This window comes from Serratia sp. LTN-2 (assembly GCF_059740205.1).
Genome location: NZ_JCAXDO010000005.1, coordinates 212,408 through 235,481 on the forward strand (window position 1 = coordinate 212,408; position 23,074 = coordinate 235,481).

The 23,074-nt window shown below is 59.6% G+C and carries 27 protein-coding genes and 1 tRNA gene; 10 read left to right on the forward strand and 18 right to left on the reverse strand.

Translation table 11 applies throughout. The features are described 5' to 3' along the window. The first annotated feature begins 249 nt into the window (after nt 1-249). The 3 genes from AC6BYQ_RS12865 (at nt 250) to dcuR (ending at nt 3,543) form a co-directional block, all read left to right on the forward strand. Complete coding sequence (locus AC6BYQ_RS12865; RefSeq protein WP_498056982.1) at nt 250-1,092, forward strand: class I fructose-bisphosphate aldolase; 843 nt, start codon at nt 250-252, stop codon at nt 1,090-1,092. A gap of 125 nt (nt 1,093-1,217) precedes the next feature. Then, complete coding sequence (locus AC6BYQ_RS12870; RefSeq protein ID WP_498056983.1) at nt 1,218-2,831, forward strand: sensor histidine kinase; 1,614 nt, start codon at nt 1,218-1,220, stop codon at nt 2,829-2,831. Continuing rightward, nucleotides 2,824-3,543, forward strand: coding sequence for a two-component system response regulator DcuR (dcuR, locus tag AC6BYQ_RS12875; RefSeq protein ID WP_498056984.1), 720 nt, complete (start codon nt 2,824-2,826; stop codon nt 3,541-3,543). The genes AC6BYQ_RS12870 and dcuR overlap by 8 nt, the downstream gene beginning before the upstream one ends. Before the next feature lie 37 nt (nt 3,544-3,580). On the opposite strand, the gene AC6BYQ_RS12880 is transcribed toward dcuR, so the two are convergent. The 4 genes from AC6BYQ_RS12880 to fabV all read right to left on the reverse strand — a co-directional run bounded on the left by AC6BYQ_RS12880 (nt 3,581) and on the right by fabV (nt 6,080). Beyond that, nucleotides 3,581-3,916: a hypothetical protein gene (locus tag AC6BYQ_RS12880; protein WP_025160280.1), complete on the reverse strand. Its 336-nt coding sequence runs from the start codon at nt 3,914-3,916 to the stop codon at nt 3,581-3,583. Nucleotides 3,917-3,958: 42 nt separating this feature from the next. Then, nucleotides 3,959-4,264, reverse strand: coding sequence for a hypothetical protein (locus tag AC6BYQ_RS12885; protein WP_498056985.1), 306 nt, complete (start codon nt 4,262-4,264; stop codon nt 3,959-3,961). Nucleotides 4,265-4,435: 171 nt separating this feature from the next. Next, a complete protein-coding gene (locus AC6BYQ_RS12890) occupies nt 4,436-4,654 on the reverse strand; it encodes a hypothetical protein (protein WP_498056986.1) in 219 nt (72 codons plus the stop codon). Nucleotides 4,655-4,880: 226 nt separating this feature from the next. Further along, entirely contained in the window at nt 4,881-6,080 is a 1,200-nt protein-coding gene (fabV, locus tag AC6BYQ_RS12895; protein WP_498056987.1) for an enoyl-ACP reductase FabV, read from the reverse strand. 138 nt (nt 6,081-6,218) lie between these two features. Here fabV and AC6BYQ_RS12900 point away from each other — a divergent pair, with 138 nt between their 5' ends. Beyond that, the gene (locus AC6BYQ_RS12900) at nt 6,219-7,118 is read left to right on the forward strand and encodes an aminoglycoside phosphotransferase family protein (RefSeq protein WP_498056988.1); all 900 of its coding nucleotides are present in this window, start codon (nt 6,219-6,221) and stop codon (nt 7,116-7,118) included. A gap of 39 nt (nt 7,119-7,157) precedes the next feature. Here AC6BYQ_RS12900 and AC6BYQ_RS12905 read toward each other — a convergent pair whose 3' ends face one another. Then, on the reverse strand, nt 7,158-7,508 hold the full coding sequence (locus AC6BYQ_RS12905) for a DUF4377 domain-containing protein (protein ID WP_019454731.1): 351 nt from the start codon (nt 7,506-7,508) through the stop codon (nt 7,158-7,160). A gap of 291 nt (nt 7,509-7,799) precedes the next feature. On the opposite strand from AC6BYQ_RS12905, the gene AC6BYQ_RS12910 reads away from it, so the two are divergent. Together AC6BYQ_RS12910 and AC6BYQ_RS12915 are read left to right on the forward strand one after the other, a co-directional pair. Beyond that, the gene (locus AC6BYQ_RS12910) at nt 7,800-7,925 is read left to right on the forward strand and encodes a hypothetical protein (RefSeq protein WP_019454730.1); all 126 of its coding nucleotides are present in this window, start codon (nt 7,800-7,802) and stop codon (nt 7,923-7,925) included. Between the two features lie 73 nt (nt 7,926-7,998). After that, a complete protein-coding gene (locus tag AC6BYQ_RS12915; RefSeq protein ID WP_019454729.1) occupies nt 7,999-8,217 on the forward strand; it encodes a hypothetical protein in 219 nt (72 codons plus the stop codon). Here AC6BYQ_RS12915 and AC6BYQ_RS12920 read toward each other — a convergent pair. The 5 genes from AC6BYQ_RS12920 to ftnA form a co-directional block, all read right to left on the reverse strand. Continuing rightward, complete coding sequence (locus AC6BYQ_RS12920; RefSeq protein ID WP_498056989.1) at nt 8,214-8,618, reverse strand: hypothetical protein; 405 nt, start codon at nt 8,616-8,618, stop codon at nt 8,214-8,216. The genes AC6BYQ_RS12915 and AC6BYQ_RS12920 overlap by 4 nt on opposite strands. A gap of 491 nt (nt 8,619-9,109) precedes the next feature. Beyond that, entirely contained in the window at nt 9,110-9,451 is a 342-nt protein-coding gene (locus AC6BYQ_RS12925) for a YebY family protein (RefSeq protein ID WP_004940890.1), read from the reverse strand. A 69-nt stretch (nt 9,452-9,520) separates the two neighbouring features. Further along, complete coding sequence (copD, locus tag AC6BYQ_RS12930) at nt 9,521-10,402, reverse strand: copper homeostasis membrane protein CopD (protein WP_498056990.1); 882 nt, start codon at nt 10,400-10,402, stop codon at nt 9,521-9,523. Nucleotides 10,403-10,404: 2 nt separating this feature from the next. Beyond that, nucleotides 10,405-10,788, reverse strand: coding sequence for a CopC domain-containing protein YobA (gene yobA, locus AC6BYQ_RS12935; RefSeq protein WP_004940886.1), 384 nt, complete (start codon nt 10,786-10,788; stop codon nt 10,405-10,407). Between the two features lie 323 nt (nt 10,789-11,111). Further along, on the reverse strand, nt 11,112-11,630 hold the full coding sequence (gene ftnA, locus AC6BYQ_RS12940; RefSeq protein ID WP_019454718.1) for a non-heme ferritin: 519 nt from the start codon (nt 11,628-11,630) through the stop codon (nt 11,112-11,114). Between the two features lie 344 nt (nt 11,631-11,974). On the opposite strand from ftnA, the gene AC6BYQ_RS12945 reads away from it, so the two are divergent. Next, nucleotides 11,975-12,205, forward strand: coding sequence for a DNA polymerase III subunit theta (locus tag AC6BYQ_RS12945; protein WP_019454717.1), 231 nt, complete (start codon nt 11,975-11,977; stop codon nt 12,203-12,205). Between the two features lie 31 nt (nt 12,206-12,236). On the opposite strand, the gene pip is transcribed toward AC6BYQ_RS12945, so the two are convergent. Both pip and dksA read right to left on the reverse strand, forming a co-directional pair. Beyond that, nucleotides 12,237-13,190 carry a prolyl aminopeptidase gene (gene pip, locus AC6BYQ_RS12950; protein WP_498056991.1) on the reverse strand — a complete coding sequence of 318 codons (954 nt, stop codon included), beginning with the start codon at nt 13,188-13,190 and terminating at the stop codon, nt 12,237-12,239. Between the two features lie 177 nt (nt 13,191-13,367). Further along, nucleotides 13,368-13,793: an RNA polymerase-binding protein DksA gene (gene dksA / locus AC6BYQ_RS12955; protein WP_154746940.1), complete on the reverse strand. Its 426-nt coding sequence runs from the start codon at nt 13,791-13,793 to the stop codon at nt 13,368-13,370. A gap of 369 nt (nt 13,794-14,162) precedes the next feature. Between dksA and AC6BYQ_RS12960 the strand changes: the two genes are divergently transcribed. Next, a complete protein-coding gene (locus tag AC6BYQ_RS12960) occupies nt 14,163-14,909 on the forward strand; it encodes a carbon-nitrogen hydrolase family protein (RefSeq protein WP_498056992.1) in 747 nt (248 codons plus the stop codon). 26 nt (nt 14,910-14,935) lie between these two features. After that, nucleotides 14,936-15,604, forward strand: a complete 669-nt coding sequence (gene exoX, locus AC6BYQ_RS12965) for an exodeoxyribonuclease X (protein WP_033644251.1) — start codon at nt 14,936-14,938, stop codon at nt 15,602-15,604. A gap of 35 nt (nt 15,605-15,639) precedes the next feature. Here the strand turns inward: exoX and AC6BYQ_RS12970 are convergent, their stop codons facing one another. The 6 genes from AC6BYQ_RS12970 to AC6BYQ_RS12995 form a co-directional block, all read right to left on the reverse strand. Next, nucleotides 15,640-17,673: a S9 family peptidase gene (locus AC6BYQ_RS12970; RefSeq protein WP_498056993.1), complete on the reverse strand. Its 2,034-nt coding sequence runs from the start codon at nt 17,671-17,673 to the stop codon at nt 15,640-15,642. A 68-nt stretch (nt 17,674-17,741) separates the two neighbouring features. Further along, on the reverse strand, nt 17,742-18,395 hold the full coding sequence (locus AC6BYQ_RS12975) for a tellurite resistance TerB family protein (RefSeq protein ID WP_025302440.1): 654 nt from the start codon (nt 18,393-18,395) through the stop codon (nt 17,742-17,744). 158 nt (nt 18,396-18,553) lie between these two features. Next, entirely contained in the window at nt 18,554-19,132 is a 579-nt protein-coding gene (locus AC6BYQ_RS12980; protein WP_019455786.1) for a TorD/DmsD family molecular chaperone, read from the reverse strand. A gap of 42 nt (nt 19,133-19,174) precedes the next feature. Continuing rightward, a complete protein-coding gene (locus AC6BYQ_RS12985) occupies nt 19,175-19,912 on the reverse strand; it encodes a phosphatase (protein WP_049202798.1) in 738 nt (245 codons plus the stop codon). A gap of 90 nt (nt 19,913-20,002) precedes the next feature. After that, a complete protein-coding gene (ghrA, locus tag AC6BYQ_RS12990) occupies nt 20,003-20,944 on the reverse strand; it encodes a glyoxylate/hydroxypyruvate reductase GhrA (RefSeq protein ID WP_074054500.1) in 942 nt (313 codons plus the stop codon). Between the two features lie 126 nt (nt 20,945-21,070). Further along, nucleotides 21,071-22,537 (reverse strand): peptide MFS transporter, encoded by a 1,467-nt coding sequence (locus tag AC6BYQ_RS12995; protein ID WP_498057027.1) that lies wholly within the window; start codon nt 22,535-22,537, stop codon nt 21,071-21,073. A 447-nt stretch (nt 22,538-22,984) separates the two neighbouring features. Between AC6BYQ_RS12995 and AC6BYQ_RS13000 the strand changes: the two genes are divergently transcribed. After that, nucleotides 22,985-23,074: transfer RNA gene (locus tag AC6BYQ_RS13000), tRNA-Ser, on the forward strand.

Consider the following 23,074-nt stretch of genomic DNA (forward strand, 5'->3'; position numbering starts at 1 on the left):
TTCATAATTGAGATTATTGAAACTTTTTAACCCAAACAAGCGAAACATGCGTTTTGGAATGGCTTATTAACAAAAACATGACACGGATCTAACAAATGAAGTGAAAGCCGTCGACGAACGCCCCCCTTTCGTGCGCCGCACCGAGCGCCGGCAAAAACTGCGAGCGGGCGCGCAGTTTGCGGTTTCCGCGTTTCCCGACCATCCTTACTCGGCAATAATGGACATATCCCTATCTCAGGAGGACCTGACATGCAGCTCAGCAGTAAGGTGCGGATGAACCGCCTGTTCAACAACGGCAAGTGCCTGGATGTGGCGATCGATCACGGCATCGCCAACGAACCGGATTTCTTGATCGGCCTGGAAGATATCGAACGGGTGATGGGCAACTTGATCGCCGCGCGCCCTGACGCGATTCAGGTCAACTACGGCCAGGCGGATCTGCTGCAGTGCGCGCCGCAGCGCGAAAAACCGGCTCTGGTGATGCGCACCGACGTCGGCAACGCCTATAACGCCGCGCGCCACCGCGAAATGTGGGCGGTGCTGCACAACCCGGAGGCGCCAATCCTGGCGGCGCTGCAAATGGACGCCGCCGCGGTGGTGGTCAATCTGTATATGATCCCGGATGAACCCGGCATTTTCCGCCAGTGCGTGGAGAACATCGGCCGCCTGCGCCACGCCTGCGACCAGTACGCCATGCCGCTGATGATCGAGCCGCTGGTAATGGCGCCGGCCGGCCAGGGCGCCGCCTACGGTTCGCTGGGCGACGTGGAGAAGATCGTGCCGCTGGTGCGGCTGGCGCGCGAACTGGGCGCCGACATCATCAAGGCCGACCCGACCGACCGGGTGGAAGACTTCCACCGCGTGGTGGAAGCGGCGCGCTGCCCGACGCTGGTGCGCGGCGGCGGCAAGGGGGAGCTGGGGCCGGTGCTGGAGAAATCCGCCGCGCTGATGGCCCAGGGCGCCTCCGGCATGGTCTACGGCCGCAACGTCTATCAACACAGCAATCCGTCGCAGGTGGTGCGCGCCCTGATGGCGATCATCCACCAGGGCGCCAGCGGCCAACAGGCGCTGGAGATCTACCACCAGCAGTGACCCGCTTTTGTAACTAAAATAACCCCTCCGCACCCCGGCAGCATGCTATAACCTGCTGCCGGTAACTGCAGCCTGCCGCATTCCTCGCTAGAATACGCCGTGATATCGCCATTCGGAGAACCGCCATGCCAAAACAACGGGTGCCGCTCAAGCTGAGCACCTCCATCACGCTGATGGTGTCCGCCATCATCGCTTCGGTGCTGCTGGTGGTGTTCGCGCTGTTTTTCGTGCAAATGAGCCGCGAAGGGCAAGAGCAGCTGCAGCAAAAAGCCATCGCCGTCGCCAACACGCTGGCGCTCTCCAGCACCGTGGTCGACGGCCTGCAGCGGCGCGATCAAAGCGGCGCCATTCAGCGCTTCGCCGAGCAGGTGCGCCATCAGAACGAGCTGCTGTTCGTGGTGGTGGTGGATATGCAGGGCATCCGCTATTCGCACCCCAAACCCTGGCTGATCGGCAAACATTTTATCGGCGACGATCTGGCGCCGGCGCTGCAAGGCAACGTCAACAGCGCCATCAACCGCGGCACGCTGGCCCCGGCGCTGCGGGTGTTCGTGCCGGTGTATGACGAACAACGGCGGCAAATCGGCGTGGTGGCGCTCGGCATCGCGCTGGATACCGTGCAGCGGGTGGTGGCGGAAAGCCGCTGGATCATCTATTGGACCATCGCCTTCGCCGCGCTGGTCGGCAGCCTGGGCACCTTCTTCCTGGTCTCTGCGCTCAAACGCATCATGCTGGGTTTTGAGCCTTACGAAATCTCCAACCTGTTCGAGCAGCGCAACGCCATGCTGCAATCGATTAAAGAAGGCGTGATCGCGGTCGATAATGATTCCCGCATCACCATCGTCAACGACGAGGCCAAGCGCTTGCTGCGCCAAAGTGGCCCGCTGGAGAACCTGCTGCTGGAAGCCGCCAGCAAGCATTGGCCGGCGCAATTGCATCTGGCGGAGGTGCTGGCCAGCGGCAAGCCGCTGCGCGATCGGCAGATCAGCTTCAACGGCAGCGAACTGCTGACCAATACCGTGCCGGTGATCGTCAACGGTCGGGTGACCGGTGCCATCGCCACCTTCCGCGACAAGACCGAGGTCAGCCGCCTGCTGCAGCGCCTGAGCGGCATGGCGCACTACGCCGACGCGCTGCGGGTGCAGTCGCACGAATTTATGAACAAGCTGCACGTGATACTCGGCATGCTGCATATGAAGGCTTATCAGCAGTTGGAAAACTACATCATCAATACCGCCAGCAACTATCAGGAAGAGATCGGCGCGCTGCTGCGCAAGATCCACTCGCCGGAAGTGGCGGGCTTCTTCATCGGCAAGATCAGCCGCGCCCACGAGGCCGGCATCGAGCTGACCATCGAGGAAACCAGCCTGCTGCCGGAAACCGACGACGCGGAAACCACCCACGTGCTGATCAGCGTGCTCGGCAACCTGATCGAAAACGCCATCGACGCCATCGACGGCGTTGAGGGCCACGAGATCGGCCTGAGCTTCCATCACCACGACGATCAATTACACTGTATCGTCAGCGACGACGGCCCCGGCATCGATCCGGCGATCGCCGCGCGCATCTTCGAACACGGATTTTCCACCAAGGGGACGGGACGCGGCATCGGCCTGGCGCTGATCCGCAGCCACCTGGAGAAACTGGGCGGCAGCATCGATTTCGAATCCGAGCCGGGCGAGCTGACCCAATTTTTCGTGCACCTTCCCTATCAGGCCAAGAGCAGAACCCATGATTAACGTACTGATTGTCGACGACGACCCGATGGTGGCGGAGCTGAACAAATACTACCTGAGCCAGATCGGCGGTTTTCACTGCCAGGCGACGGTCGCCACCCTGAGCCAGGCGCGCGCCCTGCTGGCCGACGCCAGCGTCAGCATCGATCTGGTGCTGCTGGATATCTACATGCAGCAGGAAAATGGGCTGTATCTGCTGCCCGGCCTGCGCGAGCTCGGCGAGAAGACCGATGTGATCATCATCTCCTCCGCCAGCGACGTGAATACGGTGCAAAAGGCGCTGCACTACGGCGTGGTGGATTACCTGATCAAGCCGTTCCAGTTCAGCCGTTTCAAGGAGGCGCTGAGCCACTACCGGCAACAATCGCAGCTGTTGGCGCAGCGCGAGTTTTCACAGGCCGACGTCGACAGCCTGCTGCGCCGCCAGCCCGGCGGCCAGGAGAGCAAGAAGCTGCCGAAAGGCCTGACCAGCATCACCCTGAGCACGGTGTGCGAGTGGATCGAGCAGCAGCACGACAGCGAATTCTCCACCGACAACCTGGCCAACGCCATCGGCATTTCGCGGGTCTCCTGCCGCAAGTACCTCATCTATCTAGCGGAGAGCGGCATTCTCGGCACCCGTATTCTGTACGGCGCCACCGGCCGGCCGGTCTATCTGTATCAGCTGAAACCGGATGCGATCGCCATGCTGAAAGAGCATTGCCGCCCGACCTAAACGACGCCGGGCGCAGAAAGCGCCCGGCGGTTAAAAGTTAGAAGTTGTACATGTAACACTTCGCCTCGGGGTGAGGATCTTTCGAGTATTTCCGCAGGCAGCGTTGCTTTTTCTGCTGCTGATCCAGGTGACGCTGCTGCCGCTTGGCGCTCTCTGCGGCCTCGCGCTGTTGCTCGCGGGCGATCGCCTGTTCGTTGGCCTGCGTCAGGTTATCGACGTTCCACACCTTGTGGCGCAAGGCATCGCGCTTTTTCCGGTACTCCTCGGTGATCTTACTGTCCTTCGGCGGCGCCGCATGGTATTCCAAATCTACCCGCGCCTGCGCGAAGCAGGCGCAACACAAGGCCACGCCGGCCAACACTGTCCTTTTCATCAATGATTCCTTTTACATCGTTTTACTCTGCGCGCACGCCGGTCAGCATCCGTTCGGCGATGCCGGCGGCTTTTCCTCTGAACGGGGCGTGCGCTGCCCGCCGGTGACGGGCATTTTGCCGGGCTCGACTCCACACTCCGCCAGCCGCGCCAGCTCTTCCGCATCGCGCTCTGTCGGCGGCGCTTCCTCGTTCATTTCCTGCCGCAGATCCTGCGCCAGCGATTTCAGCCGCTTTTGAAACAGCACCGGCGACACACCTTCACATTGTCTGTCGTAGCGTGCCGCGCCGGCGCTTTGGCTTAGCGGCAGCAACAGCAAGAGAAAGATCGCGGCCATGTCCTTCGCCATGGGCAACTCCTTTGATTACACCGAAATAAACCGGCAGTTCCCTATAAGGAAAACGAATTGTCTGCTAACGCAATGAATGGTCGGGCCACAGCAGAATAACGCAGGAAAGATAAACCCTCCGACAATACCGGCAGAATGCGCGAGTTAATTTGGCTGAATATATTTAGCGGCTTAACGATCGGATATTTTCGACCAATCGAAGGTGCCGCCAATACCGACATTTCCTTCGTGCAATACCGAGGAAGCGGACTCACCCGCCATGATGCGTTGCCGCTGTTCCCGCGTGGCAGGCTGCGGCTGAGACCAGTCTGGGGACGTCGACGTCGGCTGAATCGCGCTGCAGGCGCTCAACAAAAATAACGATACCGGGACCCAATAACGCCATGTCATAGTTTTCTCCTCAAAGGAAATAAAATACCCGCAGCCGGCGGCAAGGGTAAATAAAAAATGACTTTCTTTAGTTTAATAACCGCCGTTATTTCAGCACGGTCCCGGCGATGTTAATAATCTGATTAGCCTGTTAACCTGAAATAAACATATTCGCTTAGCCGACCGATAATTTACAGGCAATAAAAAAGGTCGGGCAAGCCCGACCTTGTTTGACCGCTCGACGCGCTTAGACCAGTTCGATCACTTCGAAGTTGGCTTCGCCGCTCAGATCGGCGTCGTAGTCAACGCCCTGCAGACCGAAACCGAACAGGCGCAGGAACTCCGTCTTGTAGCCCTGGTAATCGGTCAGCTCGTTGATGTTGCTGTCGTTCAGCTGCTGCCAGATTTTACGGCAGGTTTCCTGCACTTCGTCGCGCAGTTCCCAGTCATCCAGACGCAGACGGTGTTTCTCGTCGGTATCCGGCGCCGCACCGCTGTACAGCTTGGTGGCGAACAGACGCTGGATCTGCTCGATGCAGCCTTCGTGAATGCCCTGCTCCTTCATGATTTTGAACACGATGGAGATATACAGCGGCATGACAGGAATGGCGGAGGAAGCCTGGGTCACCACCGACTTGAGCACCGCAACGTAAGCCGCGCCGCCTTTGGCCTGCAGCTTCTGGTTGATGGCGTGCGCCGCGCGATCCAGATCTTCTTTCGCCTTGCCCAGCGTACCGTGCCAGTAGATTGGCCAGGTCAGATCGGTACCGATGTAGGAGTAAGCGACAGACTGCGCGTTATCCGCCAGCACGCCCGCTTCGTCCAGCGCGTCCATCCACAGCTGCCAGTCCTGGCCGCCCATCACCTTCACGGTGTCGGCAATTTCTTGCTCGTTGGCCGGCTCGACCACGGCTTCAACCAGCACGTCTTTGTTGGTGTCCAGCGCGACGGACTTGTACGGCTCGCCGATTGGCTTCAGCGCGGAACGCACCACTTCGCCGGTTTCCGGCATTTTACGCACCGGCGAAGCCAGCGAGTAAACCACCAGGTCAACCTGGCCCAGGTCTTTTTTGATCAGATCGATCACGGTCTGACGGCACTCGTTGGAGAATGCGTCGCCGTTGATGCTTTTCGCGTACAGGCCTTCTTCTTTAGCTGCCTTGTCGAAACCGGCGGAGTTATACCAACCGGCGGAACCGGTTTTGCCTTCGCTGCCAGGCTTCTCGAAAAATACGCCGATGGTGGCCGCACCGCTGCCGAAAGCGGCATTGATGCGCGAGGCCAGACCGTAACCGGTGGATGCACCAATGACCAGCACCTTTTTAGGCCCGTTTTTCAGTTCGCCGCGCGACTTAACGTAGGCGATTTGCTCACGGACGTTGGCTTCACAGCCTGCCGGGTGAGCGGTGGTGCAGATAAAACCACGAATTTTAGGTTTGATAATCATAGTAATTTTTTCTTGGTAGCTAAAAACCGAAGGACAATATACCTGATTTTCTCGATATACTTAAGAAAGTGCGCAAACAAGCGCAGTGACCAGACCAGTCGGGGCCGCCACCCTGCACCAGTGAAGGAGCCGTACCGGGTGAATGCCATTCCCAAAATACATGCCGATGAGGCCGAGATTTCCCTCCCCCATGTCCGAGCTATGCTCGCCGAACAGTTCCCGGCCTGGGCGGCGTTGCCCATCGAACTTGTCACCACCGGCGGTACCGACAACGTGATGCTGCGGCTCGGCGACGAGCTGTTGATTCGTCTGCCGCGTACCGCCTCGGCGGCCGAAGCGCTGACGCGCGAGAACCGCTACCCCGCGTTGCTGGCACCTCATCTGCCGGCACCGATTTCCGTACCGTTATCCCAGGGCAAGCCGAATGGCGCCTATCCTTTCGCCTGGAGCATCGGCCGTTGGATCCTCGGCCGCACGCCCGCCTGCGGCGAATGCAGCCCGGCGCTGGCGACGCAGTTGGGTGAGTTCGTGCGCGCACTCCACGCCATCCCAACCGCAGGCCACGCGATCAGCGCTTATCGCGGCGGCCCGGTCAGCGCCAGAGACACCCTCACTCGCGAATCTATTGCCCAGTGCGCCCCTCACCTCGACGCTGCCGCCCTACTGCAAGCATGGGACAGCGTGAGCCAGGTGAGTGAAAACACCGGCGGCGCATGCTGGCTGCACACGGACATTCAACCCGGCAATCTGCTGATCGACAACGGTGAGCTGGCGGCGGTGATCGACTGGGGCGGCATCGCCATCGGCGATCCTGCGGTCGATATGATAGTTGCCTGGAACCTGATGGGAGCGGAAGCCCGAGAACATTTCCGCCAGGCGGTGAAAGTGGACGATGAGACCTGGCGGCGCGGCCGCGCCTGGGCGCTGTCGATTGGCGTTATCGCTTACGCCTACTATGTCGATAAGGTGCCTTCACTCACGCGCACATCACGCTACCAGCTGGAGCAGGTCGCGGCGGAGATGGGATTGACGCTATAAAACAGCAGGTCGGACGCACTTCGCCCGGCCTGATAATCATTACGCCTTGTTCTTTTCCAACTGCTCAATCAGCGTATAACGCAGCGATGAGGCATCGGCCGGCACGTTCTCCACCGGAGTGACGCGCACTTTCAGCCGATACTGATAACCCGGTTCGAAGGTGAAGCCTTCGATGCCGGTATAGAACAGTTCCCACGGCTGCTGCGCGGAACGGCGCACCTGCATGCACTTCATCGGGGCGACGCCCACGCAATCGACCAGCGCGCTGTTCACCAGCAACACTTCCGTTTGGCCGCCTTTTTCGTTTACGGGCTGATTCATCGAGGTTCCCTCCTGGCTGCAGCCGGCCAGCGCGGCCAACGCAACAAATAACAACGCTTTAATTTTCAATGTACTGCACCAATAGTCATGTAGGTCAGGCGATCCTAACAAATTGGCCGGGTGAATTGAACCTTGCTGCGCGCCGCAGATAGGCCATTCGTTGCAAGGATCTGGGGTGGCTCGCGCTCCCCCTCGTCGAGACTATCATTCACCATCACTCTCATAAGCCTAGTAAATACCTGAAAATAAATTCCCTGTTCTTATCCGAACCGGTAATTACTCCCATTGTTTTTTCTGTTAGAAACAGCTGGCTTGCGCAAGCTTTACGCTATTTAACCATATCGATAAAGGGGGTATTTTATGCAAGAGATCGAGGCTAAATATTTTCACCTGATCGCCGGTGGCGGCAACTTTGCCGACAATCGCAGCAGCAATGGACGCGTCAATAACAATAGCAACAAAGATGGCAACACCTGCTCTCGCTAAGCGGTTTTAATTAATCAAAGCCCCGGCTGTGTCTTTCCGTTCAGTCGGCGCTTTCAGCATTTCGGTGATAACAATGTTTAAACTGTTCCGTACCTTGTGCCTGCTACTCGGCTTTTGGATCGCCACCCTGCTGCTCAGCGGCGCCGGGGTCTCTTTTACCCACGGCTACGCCGCGCCTAAAAACCTGTCGCATTTCGTCGTCTCGCTGGTGGTGGTCGGCGCCATCCTGCTGTGGACAAATAAATTGCTGCGGTTCTTTTTTGCCGAGAAATTTGAGAAGAAGCCGCGTTAAGCCGTATTCCCACTTTGGTCATCGCCCACAATGATAAAACCGGCATCACGAATCGCCGCTTTCACCTGCCTGGCGTCCATCACCGCCGTTTTCACATAGCCAAAAAAGGCCACCCGCACGCCGGGCAAACGGACTGGCGTCGCCAGTTGGGCACTGAGTTCGCGATTGCGCTGCGCCATCAGCTCGGCACGCGCCTGCCAAAACGCGGCCGGCTCGGAGGGAGTTTCAGTGGTTGTTTCGAACCGAGACGCCCATTCGCTGAGCGCCTCCCACTCAGCCAACAGCTCGGCAACCACTTCAGGATTAGCCACCTGCCCCCAGTCAGGTGGTAAAGCCGCCTCACGCCACGCCTCGAGATAGCCGGGCAACGCCTTCTTCAACCGACTCAGCCGATCGTTCAACGCAGGCTTCCTTTTATAATAATTAACACATTGATATTAACCACAATATCATCCTCACTTAACCGGCGATGGGAACAATGAACGGAGCTTATCAGCGCCTTAGATGACGTAATGACTTTTGGTGCGGCTGAATTAGCGATATGTGCGGGTGGAGGATGGGGATGGAGGTCGAGTTAGTGAGCTGTGATTCGAAAAGAGGAATGGGAATTGTTGCTGGCGTATTAAGTGGGATTTACTTATAAATCAATCACACAAAAAAAGACCGAATACGATTCCTATATTCGGTCTAGGGAAATGGCTCTTGGGAGAGAGCCGTGCGCTAAAAGTTGGCATTTAATGCAGGGCTTGTTCAGCCGTGCACTTTAAGAGTAGCCTACCGCGCCAGTTTTGCCAGCCGCCCGGCGGCCGCGTGATAGTTTCGTGACGAAATAACTATGCGGCAAATGCGCATCAATCCGCGCACCTTGGACAAGACGTTGGCAAACAAGCGGTTAGTCAGCGCACAGCTTCTCGGCGCGCTCGATGAACGGCGCCATGCTCATTTTTTTCCCCGGTTCGGCAGGGTCGTCCAGCAGGATCACCTCCAGCGGCTGCGCACGCTGATGGCCCTTCTTCACCTGCTGCTCTGCAGCGTCGTTGAGCGGGTATTGCATCAGGGTGCTGTTATTCAGCACGAACAGCGCGCCGCCGCTGCGGCACTGCAGCGTCACCTCTTCCTTGGTGAACGCCCACTGTTTGCCGTACTCCAGTTTGGTGATGTTAACCAGTTTGTCTGCCGCCAGCGCGCCGGTCGCGGTTGCCAGCAGCGTAATGCCGAGTAATACCGATTTCATGTGATGGCCTTAAGGTTGCTATTCGCGTCGATTTTCCCGCAGCTTGCCGGCCTGCGGCAAGCTGAAATGTCATACCGGCGCATAGGTTGCAAATAAACTGACCAGCAGCAGCACCGTCATTCCCAGCCCCACTTCGATCCAGCAGGCCAGCACCACGCCGCGCTGCGCCAGCGCCGGTACACGGCTCATCGCCGGCACGATGGCGTAGCGATTGGCCAATGCCACCATCACCATCAGCGCCACCAGCGCGGTTTTGATCAGCAGCAGGCGCTGATAAGGGGAGCTGAGATTTAGCGGCCAGCCGCCGAGTATGATCAGGCTGTTGACGATGCCGGTAACGATCACCGCCGCCACCGCCAGGTGCCCCCAGCGCGAGAAACGGATCAGCGTGGTGATGGCGTCGCTGCGCCACTGCGGCGGCTGCAGGTAGCGCAGGCACACCAACAGCGGCACCAGGCAACCGAACCAGTAGCCGGCGGCCAGCAGGTGTACTGCATGGTTGGCGCGGTGCAACACGCCCAGCGCGCCTTCGTGCATCGCCGCGTGGCCGATGAACGCCAGGCTCACCAGCAGCAGCGCCGAACACAGCGCCAACGCCTGCGCACGCGGCCGTTCCGGCAGCAGCAGGCTCAGGATCGCCAGCAGCGACAGACCCAAATGCCAACGCCACACTTCGCCGAAGGTGGTGCCGAGTACCGCCCACCAGACCTCCAGCCGCCAGGCGTCTTCCCAACCGTCGCCCATCTGCCCGGCCTGGATGGCCAGCAGCGCCACGGCGGAAAGCCCGGCTACCCAGGTGCCGGCAAGCAGCAGCGGACGCACATCGCGGGAGAGGATCGGGGAGAGGCGCTGCGGTGACAATAAGGCGGTGAACAGACTGATGCCGAACATCAGCATCACCGCCGCAAAGTGCACCAAGCGACACAGAACGAACAGGGTCGCCAGACTCACGGTCAGTTTACGGTGAAGCTGTACTGGCCTTTGGTTTTATGCCCGTCGACCGACACCACATGCCAGCTGACGTTGTATTTGCCCGCGCTCAGCTCGCCTTCAATCGGCACGTTGACCTGGGTATTGTTGTTCGGATCGAGCTGCAGCTTGCCGGTTTTCACCACGGCGTTGTCCGGGCCGGTGATTTTCACGCCGCTGAAGTTCGGCTCGATGCCTTCGGAGAAGCTGAGGGTCAGCGCCTTCGGTGCCGGGCTGACGCTGGCGTCGGCCTTCGGCGTTTCCACTTTCAGGTGGGCGTGCGCCAGCGCTTGCTGTGAAGACAGGCCAACGAACAGGACGAAAACGGTGGAAAGCAGGCGACAGGAGGAACGAATTTTACCGATCACAGTGGTATCCCTTAACAGTAAAAGAGGGTCATAAGGGTTAAGGCCACAGCCAAGGCGATGTATCAGCGGCCCCAACCCACCGCAAATGATTGCGCCACGGGTAAACAGAAAACGGGTTGTATCGGCTAACCCGCTGTTTTGACTCTACCATCCCTGTAGCGTATCGCGGTAAATCATAACGACCACACCGCGGCAAGTCGAGCGCATCACTGGCATTTTGCGATCCGGCAGCACGTATCGCCGCATAACCGCGATAAACGCAGGGTAAAAAAAACCGCGCGTCAGGCTCGCCCGCGCGCGGTTTTTCGACGTTCTTCCGGGGCTCAAGCCTGGCCGTTACCGCCCTGGCCCATCGCGCCCATCTTCTTCAGATCTTTGTCGATGAAGAACAGACCTTTGCCGCTGGTGCCCACCAGCGCCAGCTTATCCAGCACGGATTTGAACAGCTTCTCTTCTTCGTGCTGCTCCGCCACGTACCACTGCAGGAAGTTGAAGGTGGAGTAATCATGAGAGGACATTGCCGCGTGCGCCAGCTCGTTGATCTGACGAGTGATCAGCTTCTCGTGTTCGTAGGTCTGCTCGAACACATCCGCCAGCGATTCGAATTCCACCGGCGGCGCGGCGATGGTGCCCAGCAGCGGCAGAGAGCCGGTATCGCTCAGGTAGTCGAACAGACGTTGCATATGCTGCATCTCTTCCTGAGAGTGCTCTTTAAGAAATGCGGCGGCGCCTTCAAAGCCTTTATCGCTGCACCATGCGCTCATCTGTAGGTACAGGTTGGCGGAGTAGAACTCCAGATTCAGTTGCTCATTCAGCTTTTGAGTCATTTCTTGCGTCAGCATAATGATTCCTTTTATTTTGCAGGTCATGAATTTAATTTCCGCGCATTATGCCCTGCTGCCGTAAAAATAAAAACACCTTATTTACACTCAAATCACATTAATTATAAAAATCATATATATCAACAAATTATAATATAAATACCACATTGAGAATTAACATGATAATTATTTTCATCTTTTAGTTTAATCAAAAAGCGAATCATTCTTATTTAAAAGAATAAATAGATTGCATTACTGCTGGATAAATATCGCTCCCGGCAACGGCGTAATGGGCTTGCCAAGCGCCGCCGGGTGGATTACCTTCTGCGCAGATTCAATGCGGCAAAGTAAGTAAGGAGCATAGCGTGGGTTACAATCTGGCCGAGCTGCCCAAAGAGGAAATGGACAGGGTGAATGTGGATCTCGCCGCCTCAGGCGTGGCGTACAAAGAGCGCTACAACATGCCGGTGATCCCGGAAGTGGTAGAGCGCGAGCAGCCGGAAGCGCTGCGCGATTATTTTCGCGAGCGCGTGGCGCATTACCGCGCCGAATCCCACAGGTTTTCGCGCCTGCCGTACGAGCCGAAGGCCAAATAAAAAAACCCGCCGTAACGGCGGGTTTTTTGCGTCACTTGCCGGCGAACCGGTCGGTAGCGATCATCAGTTGGTGCAAGATGCCCGGTTCGTCATACGAATGCCCCGCCCCTTCCACGATATGCAACTCCGCTTCCGGCCAGGCCTTGGCCAGATCCCAGGCGTTCTGCACCTGACAGGCCATGTCATAACGGCCGTGGACGATCACCGCCGGAATATGGCGGATCAGCGGCACGTTGCGCAGCAGCTGGTCGTCGCTTTCCAGGAACCCCAGATGGGTGAAGTAGTGGTTTTCAATACGGGCGAACGCCAGCGCGAAATCATCCTCGCCGAACGACGCAGACTCGCGGCTCGGCAGCAGCGTAACCGTCTCCCCTTCCCACACGCTCCACAGCTTGGCCGCTTCGAGCTGCACCTGCGGATCGGCCGAGGTCAGCCGCTGCCGGTAGGCGGCGATCACGTCTTTGCGCTCGTCATCCGACAGAATGGACAGCACGCGCTCCCATTTATCCGGGAAGAAGCGCGAAGCGCCGTCCTGGTAATACCAATGCAGCTCCTGCTTGCGCAGGGTGAAGATGCCGCGCAGCACCATTTCACTGACGCGTTCCGGGTGGGTCTGCGCATAGGCAAGCGCCAGCGTGGAGCCCCAGGAACCGCCGAACACCAGCCACTGCTCAACGCCGGCCATTTCCCGCAGCCGCTCAATATCGGCCACCAAATGCCAGGTGGTGTTGTTGTCCAGGCAGGCGTGCGGACGGGAACGGCCGCAGCCGCGCTGATCGAACAGCAACACCTTATAGCGTTCGGGATCGAACAGCTGGCGATGGTGCGGAGAGATGCCGCCGCCCGGCCCGCCGTGAATGAAAACCGCCGGCTTACCGTTCGGGTTACCGCTCAGCTCCCAGTAGATCCGGTGGCCATCCCCAGTGTCCAGCCAACCGCTGTCGTATGCCGCTAACGGCGGGTACAAACCTCGTAATTGTTCCATGGCGCTTTCCGTCTCTCTGTGAGTCATGCTTTCATCAAAGCGGAAGCCGCCCGGCAGGTCAACGGTAAAACCTGAAAACTCAAACGCGCGCCGGGAACTCGGCGCGCGTTTGCTCAAAATCACAACGACCTGCTTGCAAAATGCCCACAGGCCCGATCAGTTCAGGCCTTGTGATACTTACCCGCTTTTACGCATATGCGGCTCGCGCATCTCCTGCGCGGTTTTCGCCTCGATACTCAGTTCCGCCGTCGGGCGCAGCAGCAGGCGCGCCAGCCCGATGGGTTCGCCGGTTTCGCGGCAGTAGCCGTATTCGCCGTTCTGCAAACGCGCCAGCGCCGCATCGATTTTCGGCAGCAGGCGGCTTTCGCGATCCAACTGGCGGAACAGCAAGCGCAGATCCTCTTCGCGCGCCGCCTTGTCGGCCTCATCGCCCGTCGCTTCGCCGCCGTCGATCTCGCTCTTCAGCTCATCGATATGTAACAGCAGCTTTTGCCGCTCATCCTGCAGCAGCTGACGGAAAAACGCCCGTTGAACCGAGTTCATATAATCAGAATCCGGCATGGCCAGCAGTTGCTGCGCATCCGGTAATGCCATCACAGTCATTGCGTTCTCCGAACATTAAAAGTGTAATATTATAACATAATAATTATTTTTATCACCCGGTCATCCAAAAACAAAATTTCACGTGCAAACAGCCGGTTAAGAGCAATTCGCACTTTGTCGCTTGCATCCTGCCGGCTTTAGGCGGTTAATGGCTGAGCAAGCCACCCAATCATAGGTAACGAGAGGCCATCATGAGTAAGGGAATGGATAGCAAAAAAAATGCGAAGAAGAAGCCGTTGAAAACCCCAGCTGAGAAACGTGCGGAGAAACGCGCCAAAAAAGCGCATCCGTCTGGTGAGTAAGCGTCCTTCCATCCGTCATTAAACCCGCCAAGGCGGGTTTTTTATTGCCTTACAGGAGAGATGGCCGATGCCCCGCTTCACCCTCGCTGCCGTCCAATACCCCGCCGCCGCGGCCGATATCGCCTGCAATCTTGAGCGTCATCTTGAATTTATCGCGCAGGCAGCCGATCGGCAGGTGCAGCTGCTGGTTTTTCCCGAACTGTCGCTGAGCGGCTATGAGTTGGCCGAGGCGCCTGCATTGGCGCTGACTCTGGATGATCCCCGCCTGCAGCCGCTCAGTGCGGCGGCGCGAGCGCGACAGATGACGATCATCGTCGGCGCGCCCTTACGCAGCGGCCCGGCATTGTATATCGCCGCCTTGATTTTTCACCCCAGCGGCGCGCTAGCCACCTACACCAAACAGCATCTGCACGGCGCGGAACAGCAATACTTCTCGCCCGGTGTGGGCGGCTCGTTGCTGGCAATGCATCAGCAACGCATCGCGCTGGCTATCTGCGCCGACACCTCGCAACCCGCTCATGCCAGTGCCGCCGCACAGGCGGGTGCGCATATTTATGCCGCCGGCGTACTGATCTCTGAAGCGGGTTACGCGAAAGACAGCGCTGTGCTGGCGGGCTATGCCCGACGTTACGGCATGCTCACGCTGATGGCCAACCATGCGGCACCGACCAGCGGCTGGATCCCGGCGGGCCGCAGCGCCATCTGGGATGAAACGGGAGAGCGCCTGATTACCGCGCCGGGCGACGCCCCCGGGCTGGTCATCGCGAGCAGGAGCGCCGACGGTTGGCACGGCCGCCTGTGCCGGTTAAGCTAAAGCCTGACGGCAACGCGGAGGAAAGCATGACGTTACGCGTAATAGATACCGAGACCTGCGGGCTGGACGGCGGCGTGGTGGAAGTGGCCTCCCTCGATCTGCTCGACGGCCAGTTAACCAACCCGATGAGCGATCTGATCAGCCCGGATCGCCCCATTAGCCTCGACGCGATGGCGATTCACCACATCACCGAGCAAATGGTGGAAGGCAAACCGCGCATCGCGGTGGCGATCGGCCGCTATCAGGGCAGCCCCTACTATGTGGCACACAACGCCGCTTTCGATCGCGGCGTGCTGCCGGAGATGAACGGCGCCTGGATATGCACCCTCAAGCTGGCGCGCACGCTGTATCCGGACATCAAGTACGGCAACCAATATCTGCGCTACGCGCTGAACCTGGACGTGCAGCTGCCGGCTGACGCCACGCTGTACCCGCACCGTGCACTGTACGACTGCTACGTCACCGCCGCGCTGCTGCAGCGCATCATCAAGGATTCGGGTTGGACGCCGGAGCAAATGGTGCAGATCACCGAACAACCGGTGCTGTTGAAGAAGTTCAAATTCGGCAAGTATCGCGGGCAGGAGATCGATCGCATCGCCCAGGAAGATCCCGGCTATCTGCGCTGGATGCTGAAATCCATCGACGATCTGAGCCCGGACATGAAACACACGCTGAAATACTATCTGATTGGCTAACACGGCGAGCGGCGCAGGCCGCCCGCCGAACGTTATTATTCCGCCAGCGCCAGAATGAAGGCGTACTCCAGCGCAATATCCTCATAGGCCTTGAAGCGGCCGGATTTGCCGCCGTGGCCGGCATCCATGTCGGTATACAGCAGCAGCTGCCGGTCGTCGGTTTTCAGCTCGCGCAGCTTGGCCACCCACTTGGCCGGCTCCCAATATTGCACCTGCGAATCGTGCAGGCCGGTGGTCACCAGCAGATGCGGGTATGCCTGCGCCTTCACCTGATCGTACGGGCTGTACTGCTTGATGTAGTCGTAATAGGCCTGCTCGTTCGGGTTGCCCCACTCGTCGTATTCGCCGGTGGTCAGCGGAATGGTCTCATCCAGCATGGTGGTCACCACGTCGACGAACGGCACCTGCGCCACCACACCGTGGAACAGCTGCGGCGCCTGGTTGATCACCGCGCCCATCAGCAGGCCGCCGGCGCTGCCGCCCATGGCGAACACCCGTTTGCCGTCGCCGTACCCCTGGGCGACCAGCGTTTCGGTCACGTCGATAAAGTCGTTGAAGGTGTTCTGCTTGTTGAACAACTTGCCGTCTTCATACCACAGCTGCCCCAGCTCGCCGCCGCCGCGAATGTGCGCCAGCGCGAACACGAAGCCGCGATCCAGCAGGCTCAGGCGGCTGGCGCTGAACGCCGGATCCATGCTGCTGCCGTAAGAGCCGTAACCGTACACCATCAGCGGGTTGGCGCCACGCTGGAAGCAGTCCTGGCGATACACCAGCGAGACCGGCACCTCGACGCCGTCGCGCGCTTTCACCCACACCCGCTCGCTGCGGTAGTTTTCCGGCGTGAAGTTCTTCACTTCCTGCTGCTTGAGCATCGTCCGCTCGCCGCTGTCCATGTTCAGCTCATACAGCGTGGTCGGGGTAGTCATCGACGAATAGCCGTAGCGCAACAGCGCGGTTTCCGGATCCGGGTTGTACGCCAGCCAGGTGGTGTAGGTCGGATCGTCGAAGGCGATGCGCTTCTCTTCGCCGCTTTGCCAGTGGATCTGGCGCAGCAGCGTCAGGCCGGCATTGCGCTCTTCCACCACCAGCCAGTCGCGGAACAGGCTGAAGCCCTCCAGCATCACGTCGGCGCGCGGGGCGATCAGCGTCTGCCACTGCGCTTCATCGGCCTGCTCGCTTTGGTACAGGCCGAAGTTCTTGCCGTCCTTGTTGGAGCGAATATAGAAATGCTGGTGATAGTGATCGATGGCGTACTCGTGATCCTTGCGGCGCGGCACGAACAGCTGCGGCTTGGCGTCCGCGCGATCGGCGTCCAGCAGCAGGATCTCCGAGGTGGTGGTGCTGCTCAGGTGGATCAGAATAAAGCGCTCGGAGGTGGTCTTCTCCAGCCCGACGTAAAAGGTATCGTCCAGCTCTTCGTAAATCAGCTCATCCTGCTGCGGATCGCTGCCCACCACGTGGCGATAGACCTGATACGGCAGCAGCGTCTTGGCGTGCTTGCGCACGTAGTACACCGTCGAGGAGTCGTTGGCCCACTCGAAGCTGCCGGAGGTATTTTCCAACACTTCGTCCGCCCAACTGCCGTCGGCCAGGTTCTTGAAGCGAATGTCGTACTGGCGGCGCGACAGAAAATCTTCCGCTACCCCCAGCCGCTGATTGTCTGGGCTGACGTCCAGCCCGCCCAGGGTGTAAAACTCGTGGTTCTCGGCGCGTTGGTTGCCGTCGATAAGCACCTCCCACTGCTCACTCTCGGCCTGCGGCTGGCGCACGGAAATCGCGTATTCGTTGCCAGGCTCGTAGCGCGTCTGATAGCGGTAGCCGTGGCGCACGTAAGGCACCGAATGTTCCTGCTGCGGAATGCGCGCCACCATCTCTTCGTACAGGGTTTCGCGCAGCGCCTGCTGCGGCTTCAGCATCGCATCGGTGTAGGCGTTCTCCGCCTGCAGGTAGTCCAGCACCTGGCGGTCTGCGCGCTCGTCATCGCGCAGCCAGTAGTAGTCATCCACGCGCGTGTCGCCGTGGATGGTGATGGGATAAGGACGTTTTTCCGCTTTTGGTGGGGTCATCATTGCTAAATCATCCGCTTACATAGATTGCGGCAAGAGTGACACGATTCCCCCCGGCTTGCCAAGCGGCGCTACGCCAGCTCGCGCTTTTTCTCGTTGACGTCGCTCTCGATGCCCTGCTTGACGTCCGCCGGGATCTTCAGCGCCTGCGCCAGCGCATCGAGGTAGCCGCGCTCCATAAAGTGGTCGACGTCGATCACCAGACAGCTCAGGTAGTAAACCTCCAGCGCCTCGTCTTCATTTTGCACGCTGCGGGCGATCAACTCCGGGTTGAGCGGCTGATCGAGCGCTTCCTGCACCCAACCCTGCGCCTCTTCCCCCACCTGCAGCTGCGCCAGGCTGTGATCGATGGCGCGCTGTTCGTCGGCATCGATATGGCCGTCGCTCTTGGCGGCGAACACCAGCGCCTGCACCAAACGTTTGGCGCGCAGATCCACCGGCGTGGTTTGCAAACCGAACTGCGGTTCGTCCTGATGGGTCTCTTTCACCCGCTGCTTATACTTGTTCCACAGCACCGCGCCCACCGCCGCGCTGCCGCCGATGATCAGCGCATTTTTGCCGAACTTGCCCACCAGCTTACGCGAGGATTTGTTGGCCAACAGCACGCCGACCAGACCGCCCAGCGCCGTGGGCGCCAGCAGCTTGCCGATGCCTTCCGCCCCGCCCATCGCGCCGGCCTTCTGCCCGATCAACGTTTGAATCTGCTGCATCCAGTTACTTTTCATCATCTACCCCTTGCGTGAAAAAGCGCGGCGCGCAGGCGCGGCCGAACCGACGGTAAACCGCCAGATTAGGGGATCTTTTGTCAATTTACGTCTGGGGGATGCAAACCTGTGTTTAGCGGATCGGCGGGCCGGACGGCCCGCCTTGATGGGCTGCGGCGTTACGCTTCTTCGTCGCCCGCTTCGTCGTCCTGCTCGTACTCCGCCAGCTCGTCGCGCATTGCCTGGATGGCATCGCGGGTCATCAGCGCCAGCGTGCGGTAGAAACCGGTGGTGGCGTGCGCTTCCACTTTGCCGAGGAAGCGGCCGCACCACGGCAGCAGAAACTCGTCGAACAGGGCGATCTGCGCCTGCGCTTCATCTTCCTGCGATTGATCTTCCAGCCAGGAAGCGGCCAGCAGCAGCTGGCCGAAATGGTCGGCCGGCGCCTCCGCCAGCGGCATGCCGCGCTGCTGCAGAAAGGTGCGCACTTCCGCTTCGCTGGCGCCTTCGACGTAGTCGGAGCGGAACGGCGACACGCTGCATTCGCTGCCGACGAACATCGCGTTGAAGTCGGTCGCCAGTTGGTTGACGTCGCAACCCTGCTGCAGGCGCTTCAGCAGGTCATCCTGCTCCAGCGGCCAGTGTTGCTGCAGCTTGCCCTCTTTGATCAAGGCGAACAGCGGCACCAACAGCGGATCCTGCGGCTGGCGATAGAACAGCGTACCCAGCACGCGGCAGACAATGGAAAACTCATTCATGATAATGCCTTATACAATACGGAAAATTTTGCCGGGACGATGTCACAAATCGGCCAATTCCGCAATCGCCGGCTTGCCGCGCCGCTCGAGAAAATCCAGCAACCGGCGCGGGCTGACGTTGAGAATGCGCTCCTGCGGGAAGCCCACCTCTTCGATGATGCGCTCGCAGTGCTCGAAATTACCCAGTGAAAAAGCGACGTGCGAATCCGAACCCAGCGCCAGCCAGCCGCCGGCGTCGCGTACCGCGGCGGCGATCGCCCGGCAATTGGCCTCGCTGCCCTTGCGGGAATGTGTGAACGACGAGTTATTCAGCTCCAGCGCCACTTCGTATTTGGCCGCCGCCGCCGCAACGGCGGGAATGTCGATCGGGTAACGCGGGTTGCCGGGGTGGCTGATGATATGCACATCCCCCTGCGCCATCGCGGCGATCATCGCTTCAGTATTGGACGCTTTATCCTGCGGCGCAAACACCGGCTCATGGAAACCGGCGATGATCACATCGGTGGCGGTCAGCATCGGGCCGGTGCAGTCGATATCGCCCTGCAGGTTTTTGATGTTGGCTTCGATACCGCGCAAGATGCCCACGCCGTTCACCAGGCGCGGCCACACGTGCATGTTCATGAAGTGCCAATAGTGTGGCGCATCGGCCATGTCCGGGCCGTGATCGGTGATGGCGAACAGCTTGATGCCTTTTTGCTGAGCTTCGGCGATGTAATCGTGCAGCGTGCTGTAGGCGTGGGTGCTGGCGACGGTGTGCATATGCAAATCAACGGGGTACATTGTTTCTCCTTCCAGAGGGCCCGCCCGCAAAGGTACGGGCAGGCGCGATGACGATAACAGCTTATCAGTTACCGAACGGCGGCTGAAGGATCAGTAACCCCGTTGCCTGTCGACCACACCGGCCGGGGCATGCCCCGCCTCCAGCGCGCGAATGTTGGCGGCGATCTGATCCATCGCCTGCTGCGGCAACGTGATGGCAGCAATATGCGGGGTAATGGTGACACGCGGATGACGCCAGAACGGGTGATCCTGCGGCAGCGGTTCGCGGGCGAACACGTCCAGCGTGGCGGCGGCCAGCTGCCCCTGCTCGAGCGCCGCCAGCAGATCGGCTTCCACCAGATGCGCGCCGCGCGCGATGTTGATGAGATAGGCGCCCGGCTGCAGCTGCGCGAACAGCTCGCGGTTGAGGATGCCGAGAGTCTCCGGCGTATTGGGCAGCAGGTTGATCAGCAGCTTGACGCCGTCGAGGAAGGCCGCGCGCTGCGCCTCTCCGGCAAAGCTTTGCACGCCGTCTAACTGTTTGGCGCTGCGGCTCCAGCAGCGCACGCTGAAGCCAAACTCGGTCAGCTTGCGCGCCACGCTCTGCCCCAGCACGCCGGCGCCGAGGATGCCGATGGTGAAATCCTCCAGCGAGTGCGGATCGAGCGGCTGCCACTCCTGCCGCTGCTGCAGCGCCTGATACTCATCGAAACGGCGGAAATAGCGCAGCACATAGCTCAGCGCGTATTCCTGCATCTGCTGCGCCATGCCGGTATCTTCCAGCCGCAGCAGCGGCACGCCGGCTGGCAGCGTGCCGGGGTGTTTGCGCTCCTGATCGAGAATGGCGTCGACGCCGGCGCCGAGGGCGAACACCGCTTTCAGATCGCGACGGTTGGCCAGCATCTCGTGCGGCGGGCGCCACACCAGCGCGTAATCGGCCGGCCGCTCGTCGCCGCGCTGCCACTCGCGGATCTCAGCCTGCGGCAGGCGCTGCTTGATGCCGGCCAGCCATTCCTGGGCGTTAAACAAGGGGTGGTAATAAATGATGTTCATACTGCGGGCTCCGGTTTGTTTTTATTGGTTTTCCTCCAGCCTTCCGCGATTCGCCGCCGGATGCAAGCGTTAAAGCCCAAAATGAAAACAGCCCCGACCAGTGGGGCTGTTGTGCATACTCGCCAATCAGGCGGCGGACGGGGCATCGCGCCGGATAAGACGCCGCAGCAGCGGAATGAGGATCAGCATCGCCACGCCGACGCCCGTCGCCCCCCAGCCCAGCGCGCTGAAGATTTCGCTGTAGCCGGGGTTGGTTTGCAGCGGCGTGCTGCCGCTGTTTTCCGGCATCAGGCCGGAGACGTAGCCCGCCAGCACCGAGGCGACGCCGGTCACCATCATCCAGCAGCCCATCATCACGCCCTGATAGCGCGGCGGCGCCAGCTTGCCAATCATCGCGTAACCGATCGGCGAGATCATCAATTCACCGACGCTTTGCAGCACATAGCTGATGACGATCCATTTGAACGCCACCAGCCCGTCGCCGCCCGCCATGCTGATGCCCAGCGGCAGCACCAGCATGCCCAGCCCGATGCAGAACAGCGAGCCGGAGAACTGCAGCGGAATGTCGATGTTGCAACCGCGAGCGCGCAGACGGTTGAACCACCAGGCGAGCAGCGGGCCGCCCACCACGATCACCAGCGTGTTGATGTTCTGGATCCACTGCGGCGCCACCTGAATGCCGTAAACGTTCAGGTTGATGTTGTGCTCGGAGAACAGCATCAGCCCCATCGGCGCCAGCTGGTACAGCGCCCAGAACACCAGCGACCCCAGCGCCAGGATCAGATAGGCCGTCATTCTGCGGCGCTCATCGCGCGGATGGTGGCGCAGCGTCACCACGCACAGCATCAGGAAGATCAACGCACCGAGCACGATCACGAAGTGGCCGCTGAACTCGGCGTGGGTCAGCATCACGCGGATGATCGGCACTAGCGCCACCAGCACCGCCAGCCCGACCAGCATGCGCCAGCGGTATTGGCTGCGGCTGGCGCCGTGCAGCGGCGTATTGAGATCCGCCAGAATCCGCCAGCGGCAGACGGCAACGATGATCGCCGCGGCGTTGCCCAGCGTGGCGAACAGGAACAGCGCGCGGTAGTTTTCCGTCAGTTGGAAATAACCGGCCACGGTAAAGCCGACGAAGAACCCGAGGTTCATGCCGGCGTAGTTCCACAGGAACGCCGATTCGCGCCGATCGTCGTCCGGCTTGAAACGCTGGGTGAGCATCATATTGATGCAGGTGACGTTGAGGCCGCTGCCGGTCAGGAACATCGCCAGCCCCCAGTACAGCCCCCACACGCCCGCGACGGCAATCAGCGCACAGCCGATCACCTGCAATACCATGCCGAGCACGAACAGGTTGCGGTTGCTGAGGAAACGGCCGCCGAGGTAGCCGCCGAACATATGCAGACCATAGTTGAAGGCGCCGAACACGCCCATCATGGCGTTGGCGCTGCTTTCGTTGAAGCCCAGCCGCTTGGTGGCGTACAGCACCAGCGTAGAGTAAAGCACGGCGAAGCCCAGCGTGGCGAAGATCTGGATGAAGAACAGCGCTCCCGCACCGGGCGGAATGGCATGGCGCGCTTGCGGCGCCGGCATGGCATCTGAAGGAGTCAAAACGAACCTCTACTGCATTATTATGTAATGAGTCTGTCCCTGTCTGCGATATCGCCGGCCTGTCATCCGGCAATCTGCGCGGCGACGTGATGTTCCTTGCCAAAAACGCCGCGCCGACATGATTCCATTTAGCGACACATCTGACTAATAATCCAGTATTAATGCATATAACAGCAAACAACCCCATCTCAATGGCGACATATTGAGCTATCTGTACAGAAAAAGGTCAAACAATCGTCTTTCATGGATTCTGACCGCTGTCTGCCCTGCCCGCCGGCGGCCAAGAGTGGGAATATCGTTCGGTAAATCAGCAAATTGCTGCAAGTTTGGCTAAACAGTCATGAGAATGAAATAAGAGGGTTGACGCTGAGATCAGATTCTCCTACATTAGCGCCCGTCGACAGCGCAAGGCGTTATCGACGACAAAACGGTGAGGTGTCTGAGTGGCTGAAGGAGCACGCCTGGAAAGTGTGTATACGCGAAAGTGTATCGAGGGTTCGAACCCCTCTCTCACCGCCA

Bases quoted from the DNA above. Each gene is read 5' to 3' on its own strand.
- AC6BYQ_RS12985 (WP_049202798.1), bottom strand. From the start codon at position 19,912: ATGTACCCCGTTGATTTGCATATGCACACCGTCGCCAGCACCCACGCC.
- fabV (WP_498056987.1), bottom strand. From the start codon at position 6,080: ATGATTATCAAACCTAAAATTCGTGGTTTTATCTGCACCACCGCTCAC.
- AC6BYQ_RS12925 (WP_004940890.1), bottom strand. From the start codon at position 9,451: ATGAAATCGGTATTACTCGGCATTACGCTGCTGGCAACCGCGACCGGC.
- AC6BYQ_RS12960 (WP_498056992.1), top strand. From the start codon at position 14,163: ATGCCCCGCTTCACCCTCGCTGCCGTCCAATACCCCGCCGCCGCGGCC.
- ghrA (WP_074054500.1), bottom strand. From the start codon at position 20,944: ATGAACATCATTTATTACCACCCCTTGTTTAACGCCCAGGAATGGCTG.
- AC6BYQ_RS12880 (WP_025160280.1), bottom strand. From the start codon at position 3,916: ATGAAAAGGACAGTGTTGGCCGGCGTGGCCTTGTGTTGCGCCTGCTTC.
- AC6BYQ_RS12890 (WP_498056986.1), bottom strand. From the start codon at position 4,654: ATGACATGGCGTTATTGGGTCCCGGTATCGTTATTTTTGTTGAGCGCC.
- AC6BYQ_RS12870 (WP_498056983.1), top strand. From the start codon at position 1,218: ATGCCAAAACAACGGGTGCCGCTCAAGCTGAGCACCTCCATCACGCTG.
- dcuR (WP_498056984.1), top strand. From the start codon at position 2,824: ATGATTAACGTACTGATTGTCGACGACGACCCGATGGTGGCGGAGCTG.
- dksA (WP_154746940.1), bottom strand. From the start codon at position 13,793: ATGACTGTGATGGCATTACCGGATGCGCAGCAACTGCTGGCCATGCCG.
- AC6BYQ_RS12885 (WP_498056985.1), bottom strand. From the start codon at position 4,264: ATGGCGAAGGACATGGCCGCGATCTTTCTCTTGCTGTTGCTGCCGCTA.
- AC6BYQ_RS12980 (WP_019455786.1), bottom strand. From the start codon at position 19,132: ATGAATGAGTTTTCCATTGTCTGCCGCGTGCTGGGTACGCTGTTCTAT.
- AC6BYQ_RS12970 (WP_498056993.1), bottom strand. From the start codon at position 17,673: ATGATGACCCCACCAAAAGCGGAAAAACGTCCTTATCCCATCACCATC.
- exoX (WP_033644251.1), top strand. From the start codon at position 14,936: ATGACGTTACGCGTAATAGATACCGAGACCTGCGGGCTGGACGGCGGC.
- pip (WP_498056991.1), bottom strand. From the start codon at position 13,190: ATGGAACAATTACGAGGTTTGTACCCGCCGTTAGCGGCATACGACAGC.
- AC6BYQ_RS12915 (WP_019454729.1), top strand. From the start codon at position 7,999: ATGTTTAAACTGTTCCGTACCTTGTGCCTGCTACTCGGCTTTTGGATC.
- AC6BYQ_RS12975 (WP_025302440.1), bottom strand. From the start codon at position 18,395: ATGAAAAGTAACTGGATGCAGCAGATTCAAACGTTGATCGGGCAGAAG.
- AC6BYQ_RS12995 (WP_498057027.1), bottom strand. From the start codon at position 22,537: ATGCCGGCGCCGCAAGCGCGCCATGCCATTCCGCCCGGTGCGGGAGCG.
- ftnA (WP_019454718.1), bottom strand. From the start codon at position 11,630: ATGCTGACGCAAGAAATGACTCAAAAGCTGAATGAGCAACTGAATCTG.
- AC6BYQ_RS12865 (WP_498056982.1), top strand. From the start codon at position 250: ATGCAGCTCAGCAGTAAGGTGCGGATGAACCGCCTGTTCAACAACGGC.
- AC6BYQ_RS12910 (WP_019454730.1), top strand. From the start codon at position 7,800: ATGCAAGAGATCGAGGCTAAATATTTTCACCTGATCGCCGGTGGCGGC.